Annotated in this window: 13 protein-coding genes; 9 read left to right on the top strand and 4 right to left on the bottom strand. The window is 63.1% G+C overall.

Features of this window, described 5'->3' with window-relative positions; all coding sequences use genetic code 11:
• Positions 1–6 precede the first annotated feature (6 nt).
• The gene (locus tag Y708_RS0102805; RefSeq protein ID WP_028278747.1) at positions 7–1,083 is read left to right on the top strand and encodes a lipoate-protein ligase LplAB; all 1,077 of its coding nucleotides are present in this window, start codon (positions 7–9) and stop codon (positions 1,081–1,083) included.
• On the opposite strand, the gene pepN is transcribed toward Y708_RS0102805, so the two are convergent.
• Positions 1,068–3,695, bottom strand: a complete 2,628-nt coding sequence (gene pepN / locus Y708_RS0102800; RefSeq protein WP_028278746.1) for an aminopeptidase N — start codon at positions 3,693–3,695, stop codon at positions 1,068–1,070. The genes Y708_RS0102805 and pepN overlap by 16 nt on opposite strands.
• 81 nt (positions 3,696–3,776) lie before the next feature.
• On the opposite strand from pepN, the gene Y708_RS0102795 reads away from it, so the two are divergent.
• The 3 genes from Y708_RS0102795 to Y708_RS0102785 are packed head-to-tail and all read left to right on the top strand — an operon-like array spanning position 3,777 to position 7,136.
• The gene (locus Y708_RS0102795) at positions 3,777–5,369 is read left to right on the top strand and encodes a circularly permuted type 2 ATP-grasp protein (RefSeq protein ID WP_028278745.1); all 1,593 of its coding nucleotides are present in this window, start codon (positions 3,777–3,779) and stop codon (positions 5,367–5,369) included.
• Complete coding sequence (locus Y708_RS0102790) at positions 5,362–6,288, top strand: alpha-E domain-containing protein (RefSeq protein WP_028278744.1); 927 nt, start codon at positions 5,362–5,364, stop codon at positions 6,286–6,288. The genes Y708_RS0102795 and Y708_RS0102790 overlap by 8 nt, the downstream gene beginning before the upstream one ends.
• The gene (locus Y708_RS0102785) at positions 6,285–7,136 is read left to right on the top strand and encodes a transglutaminase family protein (protein ID WP_028278743.1); all 852 of its coding nucleotides are present in this window, start codon (positions 6,285–6,287) and stop codon (positions 7,134–7,136) included. The genes Y708_RS0102790 and Y708_RS0102785 overlap by 4 nt, the downstream gene beginning before the upstream one ends.
• On the opposite strand, the gene glgC is transcribed toward Y708_RS0102785, so the two are convergent.
• Positions 7,137–8,381, bottom strand: coding sequence for a glucose-1-phosphate adenylyltransferase (glgC, locus tag Y708_RS22440; protein WP_035775103.1), 1,245 nt, complete (start codon positions 8,379–8,381; stop codon positions 7,137–7,139). It abuts the gene before it with no gap.
• Positions 8,382–8,469: 88 nt separating this feature from the next.
• Between glgC and glgA the strand changes: the two genes are divergently transcribed.
• Positions 8,470–9,663, top strand: a complete 1,194-nt coding sequence (gene glgA / locus Y708_RS0102775) for a glycogen synthase (RefSeq protein WP_035775102.1) — start codon at positions 8,470–8,472, stop codon at positions 9,661–9,663.
• 211 nt (positions 9,664–9,874) lie between these two features.
• Positions 9,875–10,009 carry a hypothetical protein gene (locus Y708_RS31395; protein ID WP_275451097.1) on the top strand — a complete coding sequence of 45 codons (135 nt, stop codon included), beginning with the start codon at positions 9,875–9,877 and terminating at the stop codon, positions 10,007–10,009.
• A gap of 141 nt (positions 10,010–10,150) precedes the next feature.
• Here the strand turns inward: Y708_RS31395 and Y708_RS0102765 are convergent, their stop codons facing one another.
• Both Y708_RS0102765 and Y708_RS22435 read right to left on the bottom strand, forming a co-directional pair.
• Positions 10,151–12,199, bottom strand: coding sequence for an acyl-CoA dehydrogenase family protein (locus tag Y708_RS0102765; protein WP_253905667.1), 2,049 nt, complete (start codon positions 12,197–12,199; stop codon positions 10,151–10,153).
• A 44-nt stretch (positions 12,200–12,243) separates the two neighbouring features.
• Entirely contained in the window at positions 12,244–12,993 is a 750-nt protein-coding gene (locus Y708_RS22435; RefSeq protein WP_173401495.1) for a TetR/AcrR family transcriptional regulator, read from the bottom strand.
• A 65-nt stretch (positions 12,994–13,058) separates the two neighbouring features.
• Between Y708_RS22435 and Y708_RS0102755 the strand changes: the two genes are divergently transcribed.
• The 3 genes from Y708_RS0102755 to Y708_RS22430 are packed head-to-tail and all read left to right on the top strand — an operon-like array spanning position 13,059 to position 16,659.
• Positions 13,059–14,384 (top strand): acetyl-CoA C-acetyltransferase, encoded by a 1,326-nt coding sequence (locus Y708_RS0102755; protein WP_028278740.1) that lies wholly within the window; start codon positions 13,059–13,061, stop codon positions 14,382–14,384.
• 2 nt (positions 14,385–14,386) lie between these two features.
• A complete protein-coding gene (locus tag Y708_RS0102750; protein ID WP_028278739.1) occupies positions 14,387–15,727 on the top strand; it encodes a 3-oxoacyl-ACP reductase in 1,341 nt (446 codons plus the stop codon).
• Positions 15,727–16,659: a MaoC/PaaZ C-terminal domain-containing protein gene (locus Y708_RS22430; RefSeq protein ID WP_051478489.1), complete on the top strand. Its 933-nt coding sequence runs from the start codon at positions 15,727–15,729 to the stop codon at positions 16,657–16,659. Before Y708_RS0102750 ends, Y708_RS22430 begins: the two co-directional genes overlap by 1 nt.
• Positions 16,660–16,746: the final 87 nt, after the last annotated feature.

The raw sequence follows: 16,746 nt of genomic DNA, 5'->3' as shown, positions 1-16,746 counted from the left end.
CTTCGCATGGGTCAGTACAACGGAATTACCTCACGGCACGGGGAATTCAAGGTTCCCGGCGGCAAGCTGGTGGTCGCCGATTTCGATGAAACGGGCGGCATCCTGAGAAACGTCTCCATTAACGGTGACTTCTTTCTGGAACCTGATGAGGCCCTTGCCGACATCAACGGCGCGCTCGAAGGTATGCCCGCGCAAACCCTGCCCGGGGACATAGCCGCGGCAGTGCGCAACAGCCTGGACGCCGGAGCACAGCTGATCGGATTTTCCCCGGAGGCCATCGCCACTGCGGTCCGCCGCGGCCTGGGCAGGGCGACCTCGTGGGTGGATCACACCTGGGAGGCCATCGGACCCACACCGCTATGCACCGAGATGCACGTGGCAATGGACGAGGTCCTGACCCGTGAAGTCGGTGACGGCACCAGAAACCCGACGTTGAGATTCTGGGAATGGGAGAGTCCGTCGGTAGTGATCGGTAGTTTCCAGTCAATGCGCAACGAGGTTAATCCCGCCGGTGTGGAAAAGCATGGGATCAGGGTGGTACGCAGGATCAGTGGCGGAGGTGCCATGTTCATGGAACACGGCAACGCCATCACCTACTCGCTGTACCTGCCGCAGACCCTGGTGGACGGGCTAAGCTTCGCTGATTCCTACCCGTTCCTAGACGGGTGGGTGATGGAGGCCCTGGGCAGGCTCGGGATCACGGCGCGGTACCAGCCGCTTAATGACATTGCCACCGAGGTGGGAAAGATTGGCGGCGCGGCCCAGAAGCGGCTGGGAAACGGCGGCATGCTCCATCACGTCACCATGTCCTACGACATTGATGCGGACAAGATGCAGGAGGTCCTGCGGATCGGCCGGGAGAAGCTCTCCGACAAGGGAATCGCCAGCGCAAAGAAACGGGTTGATCCGCTGCGCCGCCAGACGGGGCAGACCCGAATGGAAATCATCAAGGTCATGATGGATACCTTCCGGGAGCGGCACGGCGCAGTGGAAGCAGGTATCACTCCGGAAGAGCTGGAACTGGCAGCGGAACTGGTGCGGACAAAGTTCGGCACCGATGAGTGGCTCTACCGCGTACCCTGAGCGACCCGCGCTGCCGCCGCCTGTGCCCTCAGGGACCGGAGCAGGTGATCACGCTCCTCCACGACAATCCGTCGCAGCGATCCCGGTGACTCCTCGTTGGCGGCAAGCCACGCGTCGGTCAGGGCCACCACCGGATGGTCCTCCGGCTCGGATCCTTCCTGGAGATCCTGGTTGCCCGGATAGAGTTCGCGCACAATCCGGGCCGACATTTCGATCGGCCTATCGGCCCAAATCCGCCCGATCTCAGCGAAGTACGCATCCCGGAACGGGAGGCGCAGCTCTGCCGGCCCCTCGTTGAATCCAGCGACGGTTGCACTGAGTAACTCATTGGACAGCCGGTCACCAAAGACCGCCTCCTCCCACGCCTTCTTCTTGATGGCTTCCTTTGGAACCGCGGTGCAGGCGGTGGTGAATCCTGTCTTGCCGGCCGCCGTATTGTCGCGGCTGAGTTCGGCTTCAAGGTCGGGGGCCCCGGCGAGATCCTGCGCGGCCAGTGCCTGCCACAGCAACCATCTCAACTCGTTGTCCACTTCGAGGCCGGGGATCTGCGCGCCGCCGTCCAACAGGCCGCGCAGCAGCGGTGCGTGCGTCCCGCTCCGTCGCCCAATCGCAGTCGCTGCACGCGCCCAGACCAGCTGATGATCCGAACCGGGTTCGGCTGTGTGCAGACCATCCACCACAAAGGCAAAGAGTCGTTCCCTCAGGCTGTCCCGTTCAGCAGCCGGTGCATAATGCTCGACGGCGTGGCGCGCGTTCTGCAGGAGCTGCTGCAGCACCCCGACACCGGTCTCGCCGGGAGCGGCGAGTTCGACGGCGGCGGCGTAGTCCTCCGCCGAAAGCAGGGCGTCGCGGGTATTGGACCACAGGGCGGCGAGGCAGACAGCTCTGGCGAGTGGATCCTCAAGCCGGTCCACAGCGGTCAGCAGTGTATGGACGGACCGCGCGTCAAAGACGAGCTTGGCATAGGTCAGGTCCTCATCGTTGATCAGCAGGAGGTCAGGCTGCTGACGGCCGGCGAGAGCAGGCACTTCGGTCCGGGCGCCGTCGACCTGTATCTCCTGGACGCCCGTGCGTGTCAGGCGCCCCTCTGCGTTAAAGGAATAGAGACCCAGACGGATGCTGTGTGGACGAGGTTCGGGCCGTCCGGTGAGTGGGTCCACGGCATCCTGGACAATGGCCACGGAGGTGTAGGCGCCGTCGTCGTTCGTTTCAACCTCCGCAGCCAACTGCGGGACGCCCGACGTCTGCAGCCACTGGCGGGACCAGTGGGTCATGTCCCTTCCAGACGCCGTGCTGAGCGCCGAGAGAAAATCGGACAGCGTGGTGTTGCCGAACGCATGATCACGGAAGTATTCCCGGGCGGCGGTCTTGAACGCATCGAAGCCCGCGAAAGCCACCAGTTGTTTGAGAACCGAGGCGCCCTTGGCGTAGGTGATGCCATCAAAATTGAGTTTTGCTGCCTCAAGGTCGACTATGTCCGCGACAATCGGGTGGGTGGACGGCAGCTGGTCCTGCATGTATGCCCAGGCCTTGCGGCGGTTGGCGAAGCTCACCCAAGAGGTGGTGGAGCCGGTGGCTTCAGCAGCGCCGAGGGCTCCCATGTAGTCGGCAAACGATTCCTTGAGCCAGAGATCGTCCCACCACGTCATGGTGACGAGATCGCCGAACCACATGTGCGCCATCTCGTGCAGGATGGTGTTGTCGCGGCCCTCGTATTGCGCTGCCGTGGCCCGGGACCGGAAAATGTATCCTTCGGTGAACGTGACAAGGCCTGGATTCTCCATGGCTCCGAGGTTGTACTCCGGGACAAAAGCCTGGTCATACTTCCCAAAGGGATAGGGGTATTCAAAAAGCTCATGAAACCACGCCAGGCCCTGTTTGGTGGTTTCGAAAATCCGGTCGGTATCGAAGTGTTCCGCCAAGGAGCGACGGCAATAGGCCGTCAACGGAATCTCCAGCTGGGCGCCGTCGGGCGCCGCGCCGGACCAATGGTCGGAGATGGAATGATACGGCCCGGCGAGCACTGTGGTGATGTAGGTGGAGATGCGCTCGGTCGGAGCGAAGGTCCACATGTGAGCGCCGCCGCCGTGCTCGGTGCGGTGCAGTTCCACTGCGTTTGAAGCGACCGTCCAGCCAGCGGGCGCCGCCACCCGGAATGTAAAAGCGGCTTTCAGGTCCGGCTGTTCAAAGTTGGCGAAAACGCGCCTTGCATCCGCCGGCTCGTACTGGGTGTAGAGGTAGGTTTCGGAATCGGCCGGGTCGATGAAACGGTGCATTCCTTCGCCGCTGCGGCTGTAGAGGGCCGTACCCTCAATGACGACGACGTTTCGTGCCACCAGGTTGGGAAGCCTGATGCGTGAACCATCCGCAACCCCTGCCGGATCCAAGGGATCCCCGTTGAGGGTAATGGCGTGAATGCCGCCATGGATGAAGTCCACAAACGTTTCAGCGCCGGGTTCGCTGCAGGTGAAGGTGATGGTGGAGCGGGACGGGAATCCCGGTACCTCCGGCCGCTGTGCCTGCGACAGGTCGAGGACCACGTCGTAGCCTTCAACCTGGATGATCCGGGACCGTTGGGCCGCTTCGTCGCGACGCAGATTCTCGTTCTTCACCGGGCCATTCAACCACGCGTCCGCTGCACAGTCCCAACGGGCCAAGATGTTTTCAGGGCGTAGACGTGGCAATGTGGAGCCATGTCCGAGCTCTTTGAAGACTATGCAACCGCTGCCCGCCGCACGCCGGCCTTCGATGAAATGTTCGACGGCGATCAACTGCCGCGCGCCGAGTACAGTCAGGTGGCGGCAGCGCTCAGTGAACTAAATCTGGCCGATGTAACCGCGCGCGCCGATTCCATGGCGCGCACGTTTCTGGACCGTGGCGTCACGTTCGACTTTGCGGGTGAGGAGAGGCCCTTCCCGCTCGATATTGTTCCGCGGGTGATCGCGGGCACCGACTGGCAGGTCCTGGAGCAGGGAGTTGCTCAACGGGTCCGGGCGCTGGAGGCCTTTCTCAACGACGTGTACGACAAGATGTCGGTTGTGGCCGATGGGGTGATCCCGCGCCGCCTGATCACCTCCAGCGCCCATTTTCACCGCGAAGTCTCCGGCTTTGACCCTGCCGGAGGCGTGCGGGTCCACATCTCCGGCATCGACGTCGTACGGGACCAGCAGGGGACCTTCCGGGTGCTCGAAGACAACGTGCGAGTTCCCAGCGGGGTGAGCTACGTACTGGAGAACCGACGGGCCATGGCAAAGGGTCTTCCCGAGGCATTTGGCCAGCAGCACATCCGCCCGGTCGAGGAGTATCCACGCCGTCTGTTGGCCGCTCTGCGCAAGACGGCGCCGCCGGGCGCAGAGGATCCCACCGTCGTCGTGCTCACGCCCGGAGTTTTCAACTCCGCTTACTTTGAGCACACGCTGCTGGCCGGGCTGATGGGTGTCGAACTGGTTGAGGGACGGGACCTTATCTGCCGCGGCAACCGCGTGTACATGCGGACCACCGCTGGGGAGCAGCGGGTTGATGTGATCTACAAGCGTATCGACGACGAATTCCTCGACCCCCTGCAGTTCCGTGCGGATTCGGTGCTCGGCTGCCCGGGGATCGTCAACGCCGCGCGGGCTGGAATGGTGACGATCGCCAACGCCCTCGGGAACGGAGTTGCGGATGACAAGCTGGTCTACACCTACGTCCCGGACCTGATTCGTTACTACCTCAGTGAGGAGCCGATCATCGCCAACGTCGACACCTACCGGCTTGAGGACGCGGACGCACGCGAAGAGGTGCTGGACCGCCTCGACGAACTGGTGGTCAAGCCCGTGGACGGCTCGGGCGGCAAGGGTCTGGTGATCGGCCCGGACGCCTCGGCGGAGGAATTGAGCGCCCTGCGCACACGCGTGCTGCAGGATCCGCGCGGCTGGATCGCCCAGCCGGTCCTGCAGCTTTCCACGGTGCCCACCATGTCAGGTGGTCAGTTCAGTCCACGCCACGTGGACCTTCGTCCGTTCGCAGTGAACGACGGCGAGAACGTCTGGGTGCTCCCGGGCGGACTGACCCGGGTGGCCATGAAGGAGGGATCGCTCATCGTCAATTCCAGCCAGGGGGGCGGTTCCAAGGACACCTGGGTGGTGGACGGGCAGGTGAACGGACCCGTGACGGTGCCTGAGGGACCACCGGTGACGGTTCGCGAAAGAGTGAGTGTGTGGCCGATTGAGACCGGATGGCAGGACAGGCAGCCGGAACAACAGCAACAACAGTTGGATGGCCGGGAAGGATCAGGGAATGCTTAGCCGGATTGCCGAATCATTGTTCTGGATTGGACGCTACGTTGAGCGGGCGGATGGCACCGCAAGAATCCTCGACGTCCACCTTGAGAGGTTGAACCAAATGCCGCGGGGTGAACAGCGGGAGGTCTCCCGCCAACTCCTTGGCGTCATGGGCACCCGACCACCGGCCGGCGAGTTCGAGCTTTCCGACCTGCTTCATGCCCTGGCCTATGACCGCACCAGCCCCACGTCCATTGCGGGCGCCCTGGGCGCTGCGCGCGAGAATGCGCGGCGTGCGCGTGAGACTGTTTCCGGGAGCGTCTGGGAAGGATTGAACACCACCTGGTACGGACTCACCCAGCACCGCAAGGATGTGGTGGGCACCTACCGGTTTTGTCACTGGGTGGTTGAGCGCACAGCAATGGTTCGTGGACTTTCGGACACAACCATGAGTCACGACGAGAGTTGGCAGTTCCTTGTCCTTGGTCGAAGCCTGGAGCGCGCTGACATGACGGCCCGCATGCTCTCCACCCACGATGTGCATGCCGCGGGATTGTCCTGGGTGAACATGTTGCGGTGTGCCGGTGCCTATGAGTCTTTTCTGCGGACCCGGCGGGCGTCCTTTGGAGATCAGCAGGCAGCGGAATTTCTGCTGCTGGACAGGTTGTTCCCGCGGTCCATCGTGTACGCGCTGGGCGACGCCGAAAAGTGCCTGACCAACCTCAATCCCGCATACCGCCGGGTCGGGTTCATCAACGACGCCAGCCGGATCGTCGGGCAGGCACGCACCTTCCTTGAATTCCACCAGACCACTGACCTGATGTCCGAACTTCCCGAACACATGGAGAGGGTGCAGAAAGCCTGCGCCAGGGCGTCGGACGCCATCTCCCGAACATATTTCTCGCAGGCGGATGAACTGTCCTGGGTTGGAGAGGTCTCATGACCAGGCTGCTCATTAGTCACCGCACCGGCTACGACTACCTTCGGCGCGTTTCTCTGTCATATAACGAAGCACGGATGACCCCGCTGACGGACTCGCAGCAGGTTGTCCTGGAATCAACCGTTTCAGTCAGCCCGACAAGTGCGGCCGTGGCCACCTACCGGGACTATTGGGGAACCAGGGTGACGTCCTTCGACGTGCAGGTGCCCCACGACCGGCTGGAAGTCACGGCGCTCACCACCGTGGAGGTCAGCCGCATGGACCGCATCCCTTCCGAAGATGAGATTGCGGGCTGGGACCGTCTCCAATCGGGCGAGGTCACAAACGAATACGCCGACTGGCTGCCCCAAACCGCTCTGAGTGAACCAGGCGCGGAAGTCCGTGGACAGGTTCGGGACCTCGTGGATGGACGGAATCCGCACGAGGCCGCGCACGCGGTCTTCGAATGGCTGAAGACCGAAATGCAGTATGTTCAGGGCGTCACCGGCGTGCAATCCAATGCGCGCGACGCCTGGCAGGAGCGTCAGGGGGTCTGTCAGGATCTTGCGCACCTTGCCGTGGGGGCATTGCGCAGCCTTGGCCTGCCGGCACGCTACATCTCCGGCTATCTGCACCCCCGCCGCGGAGCTGACATCGGCGAATCCGTCGCCGGCCAGTCCCATGCCTGGGTTGAGTGGTGGGACGGCGAATGGCGGGGCTGGGACCCCACCAACAGCGGTCCCGTCAGCGACTTTCACGTGTCGGTTGCCCGCGGCAGGGACTACCGGGACGTATCGCCGCTGAAGGGGATCCTCTCCGGAGGCGGCGGTTCCGCGCTGAACGTGACTGTGGACATTACCCGTGTGGCGTAGCTAACCGCCCTGGACCGACTGGCCCTTGCTGAGAATGGTGAGTCCGGACTCCGTCACGGTGTAACCGCGGCTGATGTCCAGGTCGCGGTCCACGCCTACGGTCGCCCCGGCGGGTATGCGCACGTTCTTGTCAATGATGGCCTTGCGCACCACCGCTCCGGGCCCAACGGTGACGTTGTCCAGGAGAACTGATCCCGATATGTCGGCGCCCTCGTCCACGAAAACATCCGTCGCGAGTATTGATTGCTGGATGCTGCCTCCCGAGACCACCACGCCGCTCGACACGATGGAATCATGGGCCACGCCTGCGCCGCCGGACGCACTGCGGACAAACTTGGCGGGTGGTGAAATGCTCTGCCGGGTGTAGATGGGCCACCGGAGGTTGTAGAGGTTGAACAGGGGGAGTGGGGAGATGAGGTCCATGTTGGCGTCGTAGTAGGAGTCGAGGGTGCCGACGTCGCGCCAGTACTGGCCGTCACGCTCGGTTGCACCCGGGATCACGTTGGTGGTGAAGTCATAAACCGCCGCGTCTCCGCGCTCGACGAAGTAGGGGATGATGTCGCCGCCCATATCGTGCTTGGTGTCCAAGCGTTCCGCGTCGACTTCAAGCGCGTTGATCAGGGCATCGGTGGTGAACACATAGTTGCCCATTGAGGCCAGGAAGCTGCCCGGATCGTCGGGGAGGCCCGGTGTGGACTCCGGTTTCTCGACGAACGCCGCAATCCGTCCCGGGTGGGCAGGGTCCACTTCGATCACGCCGAACTGATCAGCGAGGTGCAGGGGCTGCCTCACGGCGGCGACGCTTACCGGGGCGCCGCTTTCGATGTGGGCCTGCACCATTTGCTCGAAGTCCATCCGGTACACGTGGTCGGCGCCGATCACCACCACAATGTCGGGACGCGCATCGTGGATCAAATTCAACGACTGGTAGATGGCGTTGGCGCTGCCCAGGAACCAGCTCTTCCCGCGCCGCTGCTGCGCGGGAACCGAAGCGATGTACTGCTGCAGCTGGGTGGACATCCGCCAGGTTTCCGAAATGTGCCGGTCGAGGCTGTGTGATTTGTACTGCGTGAGCACCACGATCTGAAGATAGCCGGAGTTCACCACGTTGGAGAGAGCGAAGTCGATCAGCCGGTAGCTGCCCGCGAAGGGTACAGCCGGTTTTGCCCGGTCTGCAGTCAATGGCATCAGCCGCTTGCCTTCGCCGCCTGCCAGAACCACAGCCAATACTTTCTTCAGCGCCATCGCGTAGCCCCCTGCTGTCTCGTCGTTGAGTGTTACCCCCGTGGGACTCACACTAGATGAAGGGCACCGTCTGCACTACGTTGGAAACGTGCGAGTAGACATTGTGACAAAAGAATTTCCCCCGGAGATCTATGGCGGGGCAGGAGTCCACGTAGCCGAACTGAGCCGGGTGTTGGCCGGGCACGTGGATCTGCGGGTTCACTGCTTCGGCGCGGCGCGTCCGGAAGAATTCCATGGTGCGAGGGTTCGTGCCTATGGCGTACCGCCCGGTCTTGAGGAGGCGAACGCGGCGGTTCAGACTTTAGGCACGGATCTGTCCATTCTGGGCAATACGGCCGGTGCCGACGTCGTGCACTCACACACCTGGTATGCCAACATGGCGGGCCATCTCGCGTCGCTGCTCCACGGCGTCCCGCATGTCCTCAGCGCCCACAGCCTGGAACCACTGCGTCCTTGGAAAGCGGAGCAGCTGGGCGGCGGCTACGCCCTGTCCTCGTGGGCGGAGCAAACCTCGTACGAGGCGGCAGCCGCCGTGATTGCCGTGTCTGCCGGGATGCGCCGTGACATCCTGCGCTGCTACCCGGTCGTCGATCCGGACAAGGTGCATGTGGTGCACAACGGAATTGATGTCAGTGAGTGGGAACGCAACACAAACGACGACGCCGTCACAGCGCTTGGCATCGATCCCTCACGTCCTTCAGTGGTTTTTGTCGGGAGGAACACCCGGCAAAAGGGCGTCCCCTACCTGCTGCGCGCGGCGGCCCAGCTGCCCACGGATGTCCAGCTGGTTTTGTGTCTGGGTGCGGCGGACACGCCCGAACTGGCGGCTGAGACCGCGCAACTGATCAACGACCTGCGGGCCCAACGCGGCTCGGTTGTCCTCATCGAGCGCATGCTTCCCAGGCATGAGCTGATCCAGGTGCTCAGTCACGCCACGGTATTTGCGTGCCCCTCCATCTACGAGCCGCTCGGCATCGTCAATCTGGAGGCGATGGCCTGTGGCGCGGCGGTGGTTGCCAGCGCTACGGGCGGCATTCCGGAAGTGGTGGACGACGGCGTCACTGGAACCTTGGTGGGGCTGGAACAGGTCACCGACGGAACAGGGACGCCGATTGATCCGCAGAAGTTTGTTGATGACTTCGCGTCGGCCGTCAACTCGCTGGTGGCAGACCCGCCGCGTGCCCGTCTCATGGGTGAGGCGGGACGCCGAAGGGTGGAGGAGCATTTCTCCTGGGGCTCTATCGCCGAGTCCACCCTGCAGGTCTACCGTTCGGTGCTGTAGCGGGAACTCGGTCCGGTAGGTCATTGGGTAAACGGTCACGCGCCCACCGGGTCATCCTCATCCTTTGGGTTTGCTGCAGGGTCCAGCCTACTGGGTTTGCGACTGCCTCCTGCCGGTCCAAATTCGATCTGCGATATGGACTGTGCCCTTTCGGAGCAGTAGGCTGACTCACCACCCCCAGCAGGCCACCGCCAATCAAGGAGCTTGAAAAATGACCGAGAATCCGCAGGACAACGCATCAGACGCCGAGGATCCCGCCGAGCAGTCCGAGGGAGATCCTGCTCTAACCGAAGGCAGGGTAATTACGCCGGTCGACGAGGAAAGGGATGATGACGACGGAAACTAGGGTGGTGCGCCGAGACCAGCCAGGCGGTCGGCGGAACATGCGGGTTGGTTCCCGGCCCTCGACAGGACGCCCGCTGCTGTAAACACCCCGGTGGTCGTCCAAACACCCGCTGGGGCGTTCGTGGAGACCCGGTGATTCACTTCAGGAGGCGTCAGCCTTCTCACGACGGGCAATAAGCGTCTTCTCGTCGATAGGTGAATCGCCGCTGGCGCGCTGGCGTCGTGCATACGCCATTGCCTCATCCTGGCGCTCCTTCTCCGCGCCCGTTCCAATCGCCATCCGGATGTGCTCGGGACCATACCCGAAAGCGTCCACCAGATCGACAGAGTGCGGGCGCAGCTTGGCGAGCAAACGATTAATGTACGGGCCAAGTGTGCGTGCGCGCTGTGCAGACAGCCTGCCGTGCATCAAATACCAGGCGAGGTTGTTCTCGATCAGGGTCAACCCGAACAGGTCCCGCAGCCAGGTAAGTACCTGCTTGGTGCCCGGATCCCCGGTCTGCTTGAGCGCCGCGGTGAACGCTTCCCACTGCAGAAGTTCAGCGTGCGCCCGCGCCGTATCAATCAACTCATTCTGGTGTTCGTTGAACAGTGCGGCCGCCTTCGCCTGGGGCATCCTGCGGGCACCGCGCAGTTCACCCGCCAGTTCACTGACCATGGATTCAACACGTCCGCACAATAGCTCATGCTGGGTATTCTCATCCCGCAGCGCTATCGCTGATTTCTTCTCGGAACCTGTGTCGACCACGGATTGCAGCACCCGGCGAAGCCCGGTCCGGTGAATGGTTCTTTCCGCGGCCTGCGTGACCACGTAACGGGCAAGCACGCCAAAGTCCACGCCGCGGAACTCATTGGCGAAGTCCGCGAGCAGCCGCTTGGCCACAAGTTGAAGCAGGACGTTGTTATCGCCCTCAAACGTCGTGTAGATATCCAGATCCGCCCGCAGCGAGGTAAACCGGTTTTCGGTCAGGAATCCTGCCCCGCCGCAGGCTTCGCGGCATTCCTGAAGGGTGTTGAGGGCGTGCCAGGTGGAGAGGGGCTTCAGCGCGGCCGCGAGGGTTTCAAGGTCCTGCCGGTCTTCATCGGAGTCATGTTCGCCGGAGAAGACGCCGTTGAGCTTCTCGAGCAGTTCTTCATGGGCGAAGGATGTCGCATAGGTCGCGGCGACGAGTGGCAGGAGGCGGCGCTGGTGCCGCTGGTAATCCATCAGCACTTCCTCCGTGAGGTCTGAGGCAGCGTTGAACTGCCGGCGTTCGGTTGCGTACTGAACCGCTGTCTTGAGTGCGAGTTTGCTCACCGCCACCGCTGCGCCGTCGAGGGACACGCGTCCCTGGACCAGGGTCCCGAGCATCGTGAAGAACCTCCGCCCGGGTGAGGCGATCGTGGAAGTGTAAGTGCCGTCGTCGTCCACGTTTCCGTAACGGTTGAGCAGATTGGTGCGCGGAATGCGTACCTGTGTGAAGTGCAGCCGGCCGTTGTCGATGCCGTTCAGTCCGCCCTTGAGTCCGTTGTCCTCACCGCCGATGCCCGGGAGGAAGTCGCCGGAGCGCTCCCGCAGTTCCACATAGAAGGCGTGCACACCGTGATTGACGCCCTGGGTGATCAGTTGCGCGAACACCACGGCGGCCCTGCCATCGACTGCCGCGTTGCCGATGTAATCCTTCCAGGCTGCACGGAACGGTGTGTGGATGACGAATTCCTGGGTGTGCGGGTCGAAGACAGCGGTTGTGGCGATGCTGGCGACGTCGGACCCATGGCCGGTTTCAGTCATCGCAAAACAGCCGGGTATTTCCATGTTCATGATTCCCGGCAGCCAGGCCTGGTGATGCTCTGCCGTGCCCAGGTGCAGCACGGCTGCCCCAAATAGGCCCCACTGCACGCCCGCCTTGATCTGCAGCGACGGATCAGCGACCACAAGTTCCTCGAACCCGGCGATGTTGCCGCCATGGTCGTCCGATCCTCCGAGTGCAGCGGGAAATGCCCGGTGGACGGCCTGATGCTCCACCAGGTAATGGAGCTGGTCAAAGCACCGTACCCGGTGCTCGGCTGGGGAGAGTCCCTCAATCCGGTGTACTTCCGGCCGGCCGGCCAGCTCGCGGGCTGTCCTCCTCGTGGCCGCCCAGCGGCCCAGGAGCTGCTCGCCAAGGGCGGCAACATTCACCACTGCCTGATCATTGTCCGCAATGGTCATTGTTGCCGGAACTTCGAGTTCCGGAGGGGTCATGGAGGTCTGGGTCATTGGTTGTCCTTCGGATCCGGAATAGTTCGCTGAGCGGTGTGCTCAGCGGGTTGGCCGGCTGCTGCCGGCGATACCTGGGGTGTGATTCCCTCACACAGCCAGCCGGTCAGCTGGTCAGTCATTTGTTCTTCGGTGGGCCGGTAAGGCCCGGGTGGGGTAGCCAACCACAGCTCGCCGGCCGCGCGGACCATCCCGATTGCGGCCCGCGGCCAGAATTGCAGCGACGGCGGCGCGATCCGCGATGCTTCACCGGCCGAGGAAAGGTACCGCTGCATGGGCCTGGCCAGCATGGCGGAGATTGCGTCGAAGAAGTGCGTGAGCGTCTCGGACGAGGGATCCTCCGCGGTGGTCAGTGCGTCCGCCGGACCGATCCTGGTGACGAACGTGTACACGTTGGGTGACGTCTCAGCCATCTGCAGGTATGCGGATACCATAGCCCGGAGGCCGTCCCTCGGTGTGGCTGCCTGTCGGGCGGCATCCAGCAGATGTGCCTGCATCTGGCCGATCACCACCTCACCCATGGCCTGCTGAAGCCCTGCCTTGTCGCCGAAGTACCTGTAATACACGGACTTCGAGGTTTCCGCGGCCATCGCGATGTCCTCCATGGATGCGCCGTGGCCGAGCCTGTGGACGGCGCGCCGGGCGGCTTTGATCAACGCACGACGACGGGTGGCGCGGTGCGCTGCCCAGCGGCTTGAGCGTCCGTCGGACGCGGCTGCGGAATTGGTTCGTGCGGTTTCGTTCACGATACCGAGCGTATCAGGTACGCTTGGTATCGGTAATTATCCCCACAGAGCAGGAGCATCTCCGCATGTCCGAACAGGCAGAAGGCACGCGAGCCGCGCAGCCCGGCAGTCCCATCCGCAGCGCAGTGGTCATTGGGGGCAACAGAATCCCGTTCGCACGGTCGGGGGGAGCTTATGCATACTCCTCCAACAAGGACATGCTGACGGCGGCGATCGACGGTTTGGTGGCACGATTCGGCCTGCAGGGGGAACGGGTGGGACAGGTTGCTGCCGGCGCCGTCCTGAAACATTCCCGCGATTTCAACCTGACCCGTGAAGCGGTGCTGGGATCGGCCCTCGCGCCGGATACACCGGTCTATGACCTGCAGCAGGCATGCGCCACCGGCCTCGAAACCGTCGTTGGGCTGGCTAACAAGATTAAGCTCGGGCAGATCGAATCGGGGATCGCGGGCGGAGTCGACTCCGCGTCCGACGCACCCATTGCGGTCAGCGAGGGACTGCGGCGCGTGCTGCTGGACCTCTCCCGCGCCAAGACCACCAGACAGAAACTTGTCGCAATCAGCAGGCTGAGGCCAGCGGATCTTGCACCCGACGCGCCCAACACCGCAGAGCCGCGCACGGGGCTGTCGATGGGAGAACATCAGGCCATCACCACCGCCCGCTGGAACATCAGCCGCACATCCCAGGACGAACTCGCGCTGGCCAGCCACCATAATCTGGCTGCAGCCTACGAGCGGGATTTCTTCTCCGATCTCATCACTCCCCACCGCGGCCTGACGCGTGACGCCAACCTCAGGGCGGATACATCGCTGGAGAAACTGGGCTCGCTGAAGCCGGTCTTTGGCAAGAACCTCACGGCCGAACCAACCATGACCGCCGGTAACTCCACGCCGCTCACTGATGGCGCGTCAACCGTGCTGCTCGGGTCTGAGGAGTACGCCCGCTCCCACAATCTGCCCATGCTGGCGAACGTGGTCGATGCAGAAGCGGCAGCTGTCGACTTTGTCCACGGGGCGGAAGGGTTGCTCATGGCGCCGGTTTACGCGATGCCCCGCCTGCTTCAGCGCAACAACCTGACGTTTGCTGATTTCGATTTCTTTGAGATCCATGAAGCGTTTGCCGGGACTGTCCTCAGCGCCCTCGCAGCCTGGGAGGACGAGGATTTCTGCCGAAGCCAGCTTGGCCTGGACGGTGCGCTGGGAAGCGTTGACCGCAACAGGCTCAATGTCAACGGCTCATCACTTGCCGCCGGCCATCCCTTCGCGGCCACAGGTGGCCGGATTGTCGCATCACTTGCAAAAACACTGGCGGAAAAGGGCTCAGGCCGCGGCCTGATCTCGGTGTGCGCAGCAGGCGGACAGGGCGTCGTTGCCATCCTGGAGGCGCGGTAGCCATGTCGGACTCCTACCTTCAGCTTGTCAATTCAGTGCCCGCCGGCAGAGTCGCCAAGGCGCTGGGATTGCCTCTCCCAGTGCCCCTACGCCGCTACCAGTCCGGCGCGCCGCTGATACCCGGCCCAGTGCTGGTGCTGGGAAACGGCGCCGGAGCCGACACAGTAGCCGAGGTGCTGCTGGGATGGAACCAGGACGTTCGGCGCCATGCACAGCCGAAGGAGAGGATCGGCGCTGTCATCGCGGTCCTGGACTCGGTCACTCATCCCGATGCGCTCTCGGCGGTCATGCTGGAACTTGGTCAGTCCATCCGCCAGCTCGCTCGAGGTGCCAGGGTTGTCAGTGTGTCCAGAACGGTGGCGGGCACAGTGGATCCTGCTGAAGCTGCCGCCAGACGTGCGGTGGATGGGGCGGTACGGTCGATCGCGCGCGAGCTGCGCGGGGGTGCGACCGCCAACGGAATCGTCCTTGGCGACGGTGTTGGTATTGATACCACGAGTGCGGTGGGGGCCCTGCGCTTTCTCCTGTCCGGCAGGAGCGCTTTTGTCAATGGACAATTCATTTCCGTGACATCGGACCGGGGAGAGCTTCCGGCAGTTGTGGCAAAGCCCCTGGCAGGCAAAATTGCAGTTGTTACCGGTGCGGCCCGCGGGATCGGCGCGGAAATCGCTTCCGTCCTCAGGAGGGACGGCGCGCAGATCGTCGTGGTGGATGTACCCGCCGCCGGCGAGCAGTTGATGAAGGTCGCCAACCAGACCGGTGCCACCGCGCTGCAGCTCGACATCACGCGGCCCGAAGCGGCGCAGCGGATTATCGACCACGTACGTGACCGCCATGGCCAACTGGACATTCTTGTGCACAATGCGGGCATTACCCGGGACAAGCTGCTCGCCAATATGGACGAGGCAAAGTGGAACCAGGTCATTGCCGTCAACCTTGCTGCACAATTGGCAATCAACGCCGAATTGCTGGAATCCACTGTCTTCTCCGATATCGGAAAAATAGTATGCCTGGCCTCCACCAGCGGGATCGCAGGCAACAGGGGGCAAAGCAACTACGCGGCTTCCAAGGCCGGTGTCATCGGCATGGTGGAATGTACGGCCCGTGTCCTGGACGGCGGGAACCGCACCATCAACGCCGTCGCACCTGGATTCATCGAAACCGAGATGACGGCGAGAATTCCGTTCGGGACGCGCGAGGTGGCGCGGCGCCTGAGCAGTCTGCAGCAGGGCGGACTGCCCGTCGACGTGGCGGAAACCATTGCGTTCCTCGCCACCGATGCGGCTGGCGGAATCAACGGCCAGGTACTACGCGTCTGCGGACAAAGCCTGGTGGGTGCCTGATGGCCTTGCAGGCCGGCCGGATGCCATCGCTGCCCGCCGTGTACGGTCAGGCCCTGGTACGTGGTGCCCGTTCGAGGCTCGGGCGAAGACGCCAGGCGGCAGAGCTGCCGGACACGGTACTCAGCGCCGCGGGAGTGAAGCCGGCAGACACCGCCCTGGGTGACTTCCAGCGTATGCTGGGCCAGCCTCCGTCCGTGGACAACCTACCCTCCGGATTTGTGCACACTGTGGCCTTTCCCCTGGCTATGAGCATTATGGCGCGGACGGACTTCCCCCTGCCGCTGCTCGGAATGGTTCACGTGGGAAACGAGGTGGATCATCTTTGTGCCATCCCGGCCGGACAACCGTTGGAGATCAGTGCCTGGGCTGAAAATCTGCGCCCCCACCGGGCCGGTACCCAAGTCGACCTGCTGACAAGCGTGGCATCAGTCGGAACGCCAGCCTGGATTGGGCGCTCCACCTATTTGGCCAGGGGCGTGCGGCTGGGGGAGAATCCAGTTCAACCGGCATCGAATGAAAAACCGGGCTTCAATCCGCCCCATCCGACCGCGGTTTGGAATTTATCAGCGGACACCGGCCGCCGCTACGCTGGAGTGTCAGGCGATTACAATCCCATTCACCTGGGCACCCTGCCCGCGAGGGCTCTCGGACTGAAGCAACCCATAGCACACGGGATGTACCTCGCATCCCGGATGGTCGCGGAGGTTGCCGGACGGGGCGTGGAAGGGCTGCGCTGGTCTATTGACTTTGTTTCTCCTGTTCCACTGCCGGGCAGGATCTCGCTTGCCGTCTCCGAACACCGCAGCGGGGACAGTTGGCGCGGTACCGACGTGATTGCCTGGGACCCGCGTCGTCGTCGTACCTGCTTCACCGGCCGCCTCGAAATGCTGGAAAACGGAAATAATTCCATAGCGCCTTCAGCTTGTCCATAGGTCCAGGCTATTTTCAGACTGTTTTCGGCGAATTGGCCGTTTTCACTGTGAACCAGCCCGCAAACAGTGCACACTCCATGAAGTCAG

It is taken from the genome of Arthrobacter sp. H5 (assembly GCF_000520595.1).
Classification (GTDB): Bacteria; Actinomycetota; Actinomycetes; order Actinomycetales; family Micrococcaceae; genus Arthrobacter_D.
Note: the sequence above shows the minus strand (reverse complement) of the source record. Positions and strands in the feature narration are given on the sequence as shown.

Bases quoted from the DNA above. Each gene is read 5' to 3' on its own strand.
- Y708_RS0102805 (WP_028278747.1), top strand. From the start codon at position 7: ATGGGTCAGTACAACGGAATTACCTCACGGCACGGGGAATTCAAGGTT.
- Y708_RS0102795 (WP_028278745.1), top strand. From the start codon at position 3,777: ATGTCCGAGCTCTTTGAAGACTATGCAACCGCTGCCCGCCGCACGCCG.
- Y708_RS0102790 (WP_028278744.1), top strand. From the start codon at position 5,362: ATGCTTAGCCGGATTGCCGAATCATTGTTCTGGATTGGACGCTACGTT.
- Y708_RS0102785 (WP_028278743.1), top strand. From the start codon at position 6,285: ATGACCAGGCTGCTCATTAGTCACCGCACCGGCTACGACTACCTTCGG.
- glgC (WP_035775103.1), bottom strand. From the start codon at position 8,381: ATGGCGCTGAAGAAAGTATTGGCTGTGGTTCTGGCAGGCGGCGAAGGC.
- Y708_RS31395 (WP_275451097.1), top strand. From the start codon at position 9,875: ATGACCGAGAATCCGCAGGACAACGCATCAGACGCCGAGGATCCCGCC.
- Y708_RS0102765 (WP_253905667.1), bottom strand. From the start codon at position 12,199: ATGACCATTGCGGACAATGATCAGGCAGTGGTGAATGTTGCCGCCCTT.
- Y708_RS0102755 (WP_028278740.1), top strand. From the start codon at position 13,059: ATGTCCGAACAGGCAGAAGGCACGCGAGCCGCGCAGCCCGGCAGTCCC.
- Y708_RS0102750 (WP_028278739.1), top strand. From the start codon at position 14,387: ATGTCGGACTCCTACCTTCAGCTTGTCAATTCAGTGCCCGCCGGCAGA.
- Y708_RS22430 (WP_051478489.1), top strand. From the start codon at position 15,727: ATGGCCTTGCAGGCCGGCCGGATGCCATCGCTGCCCGCCGTGTACGGT.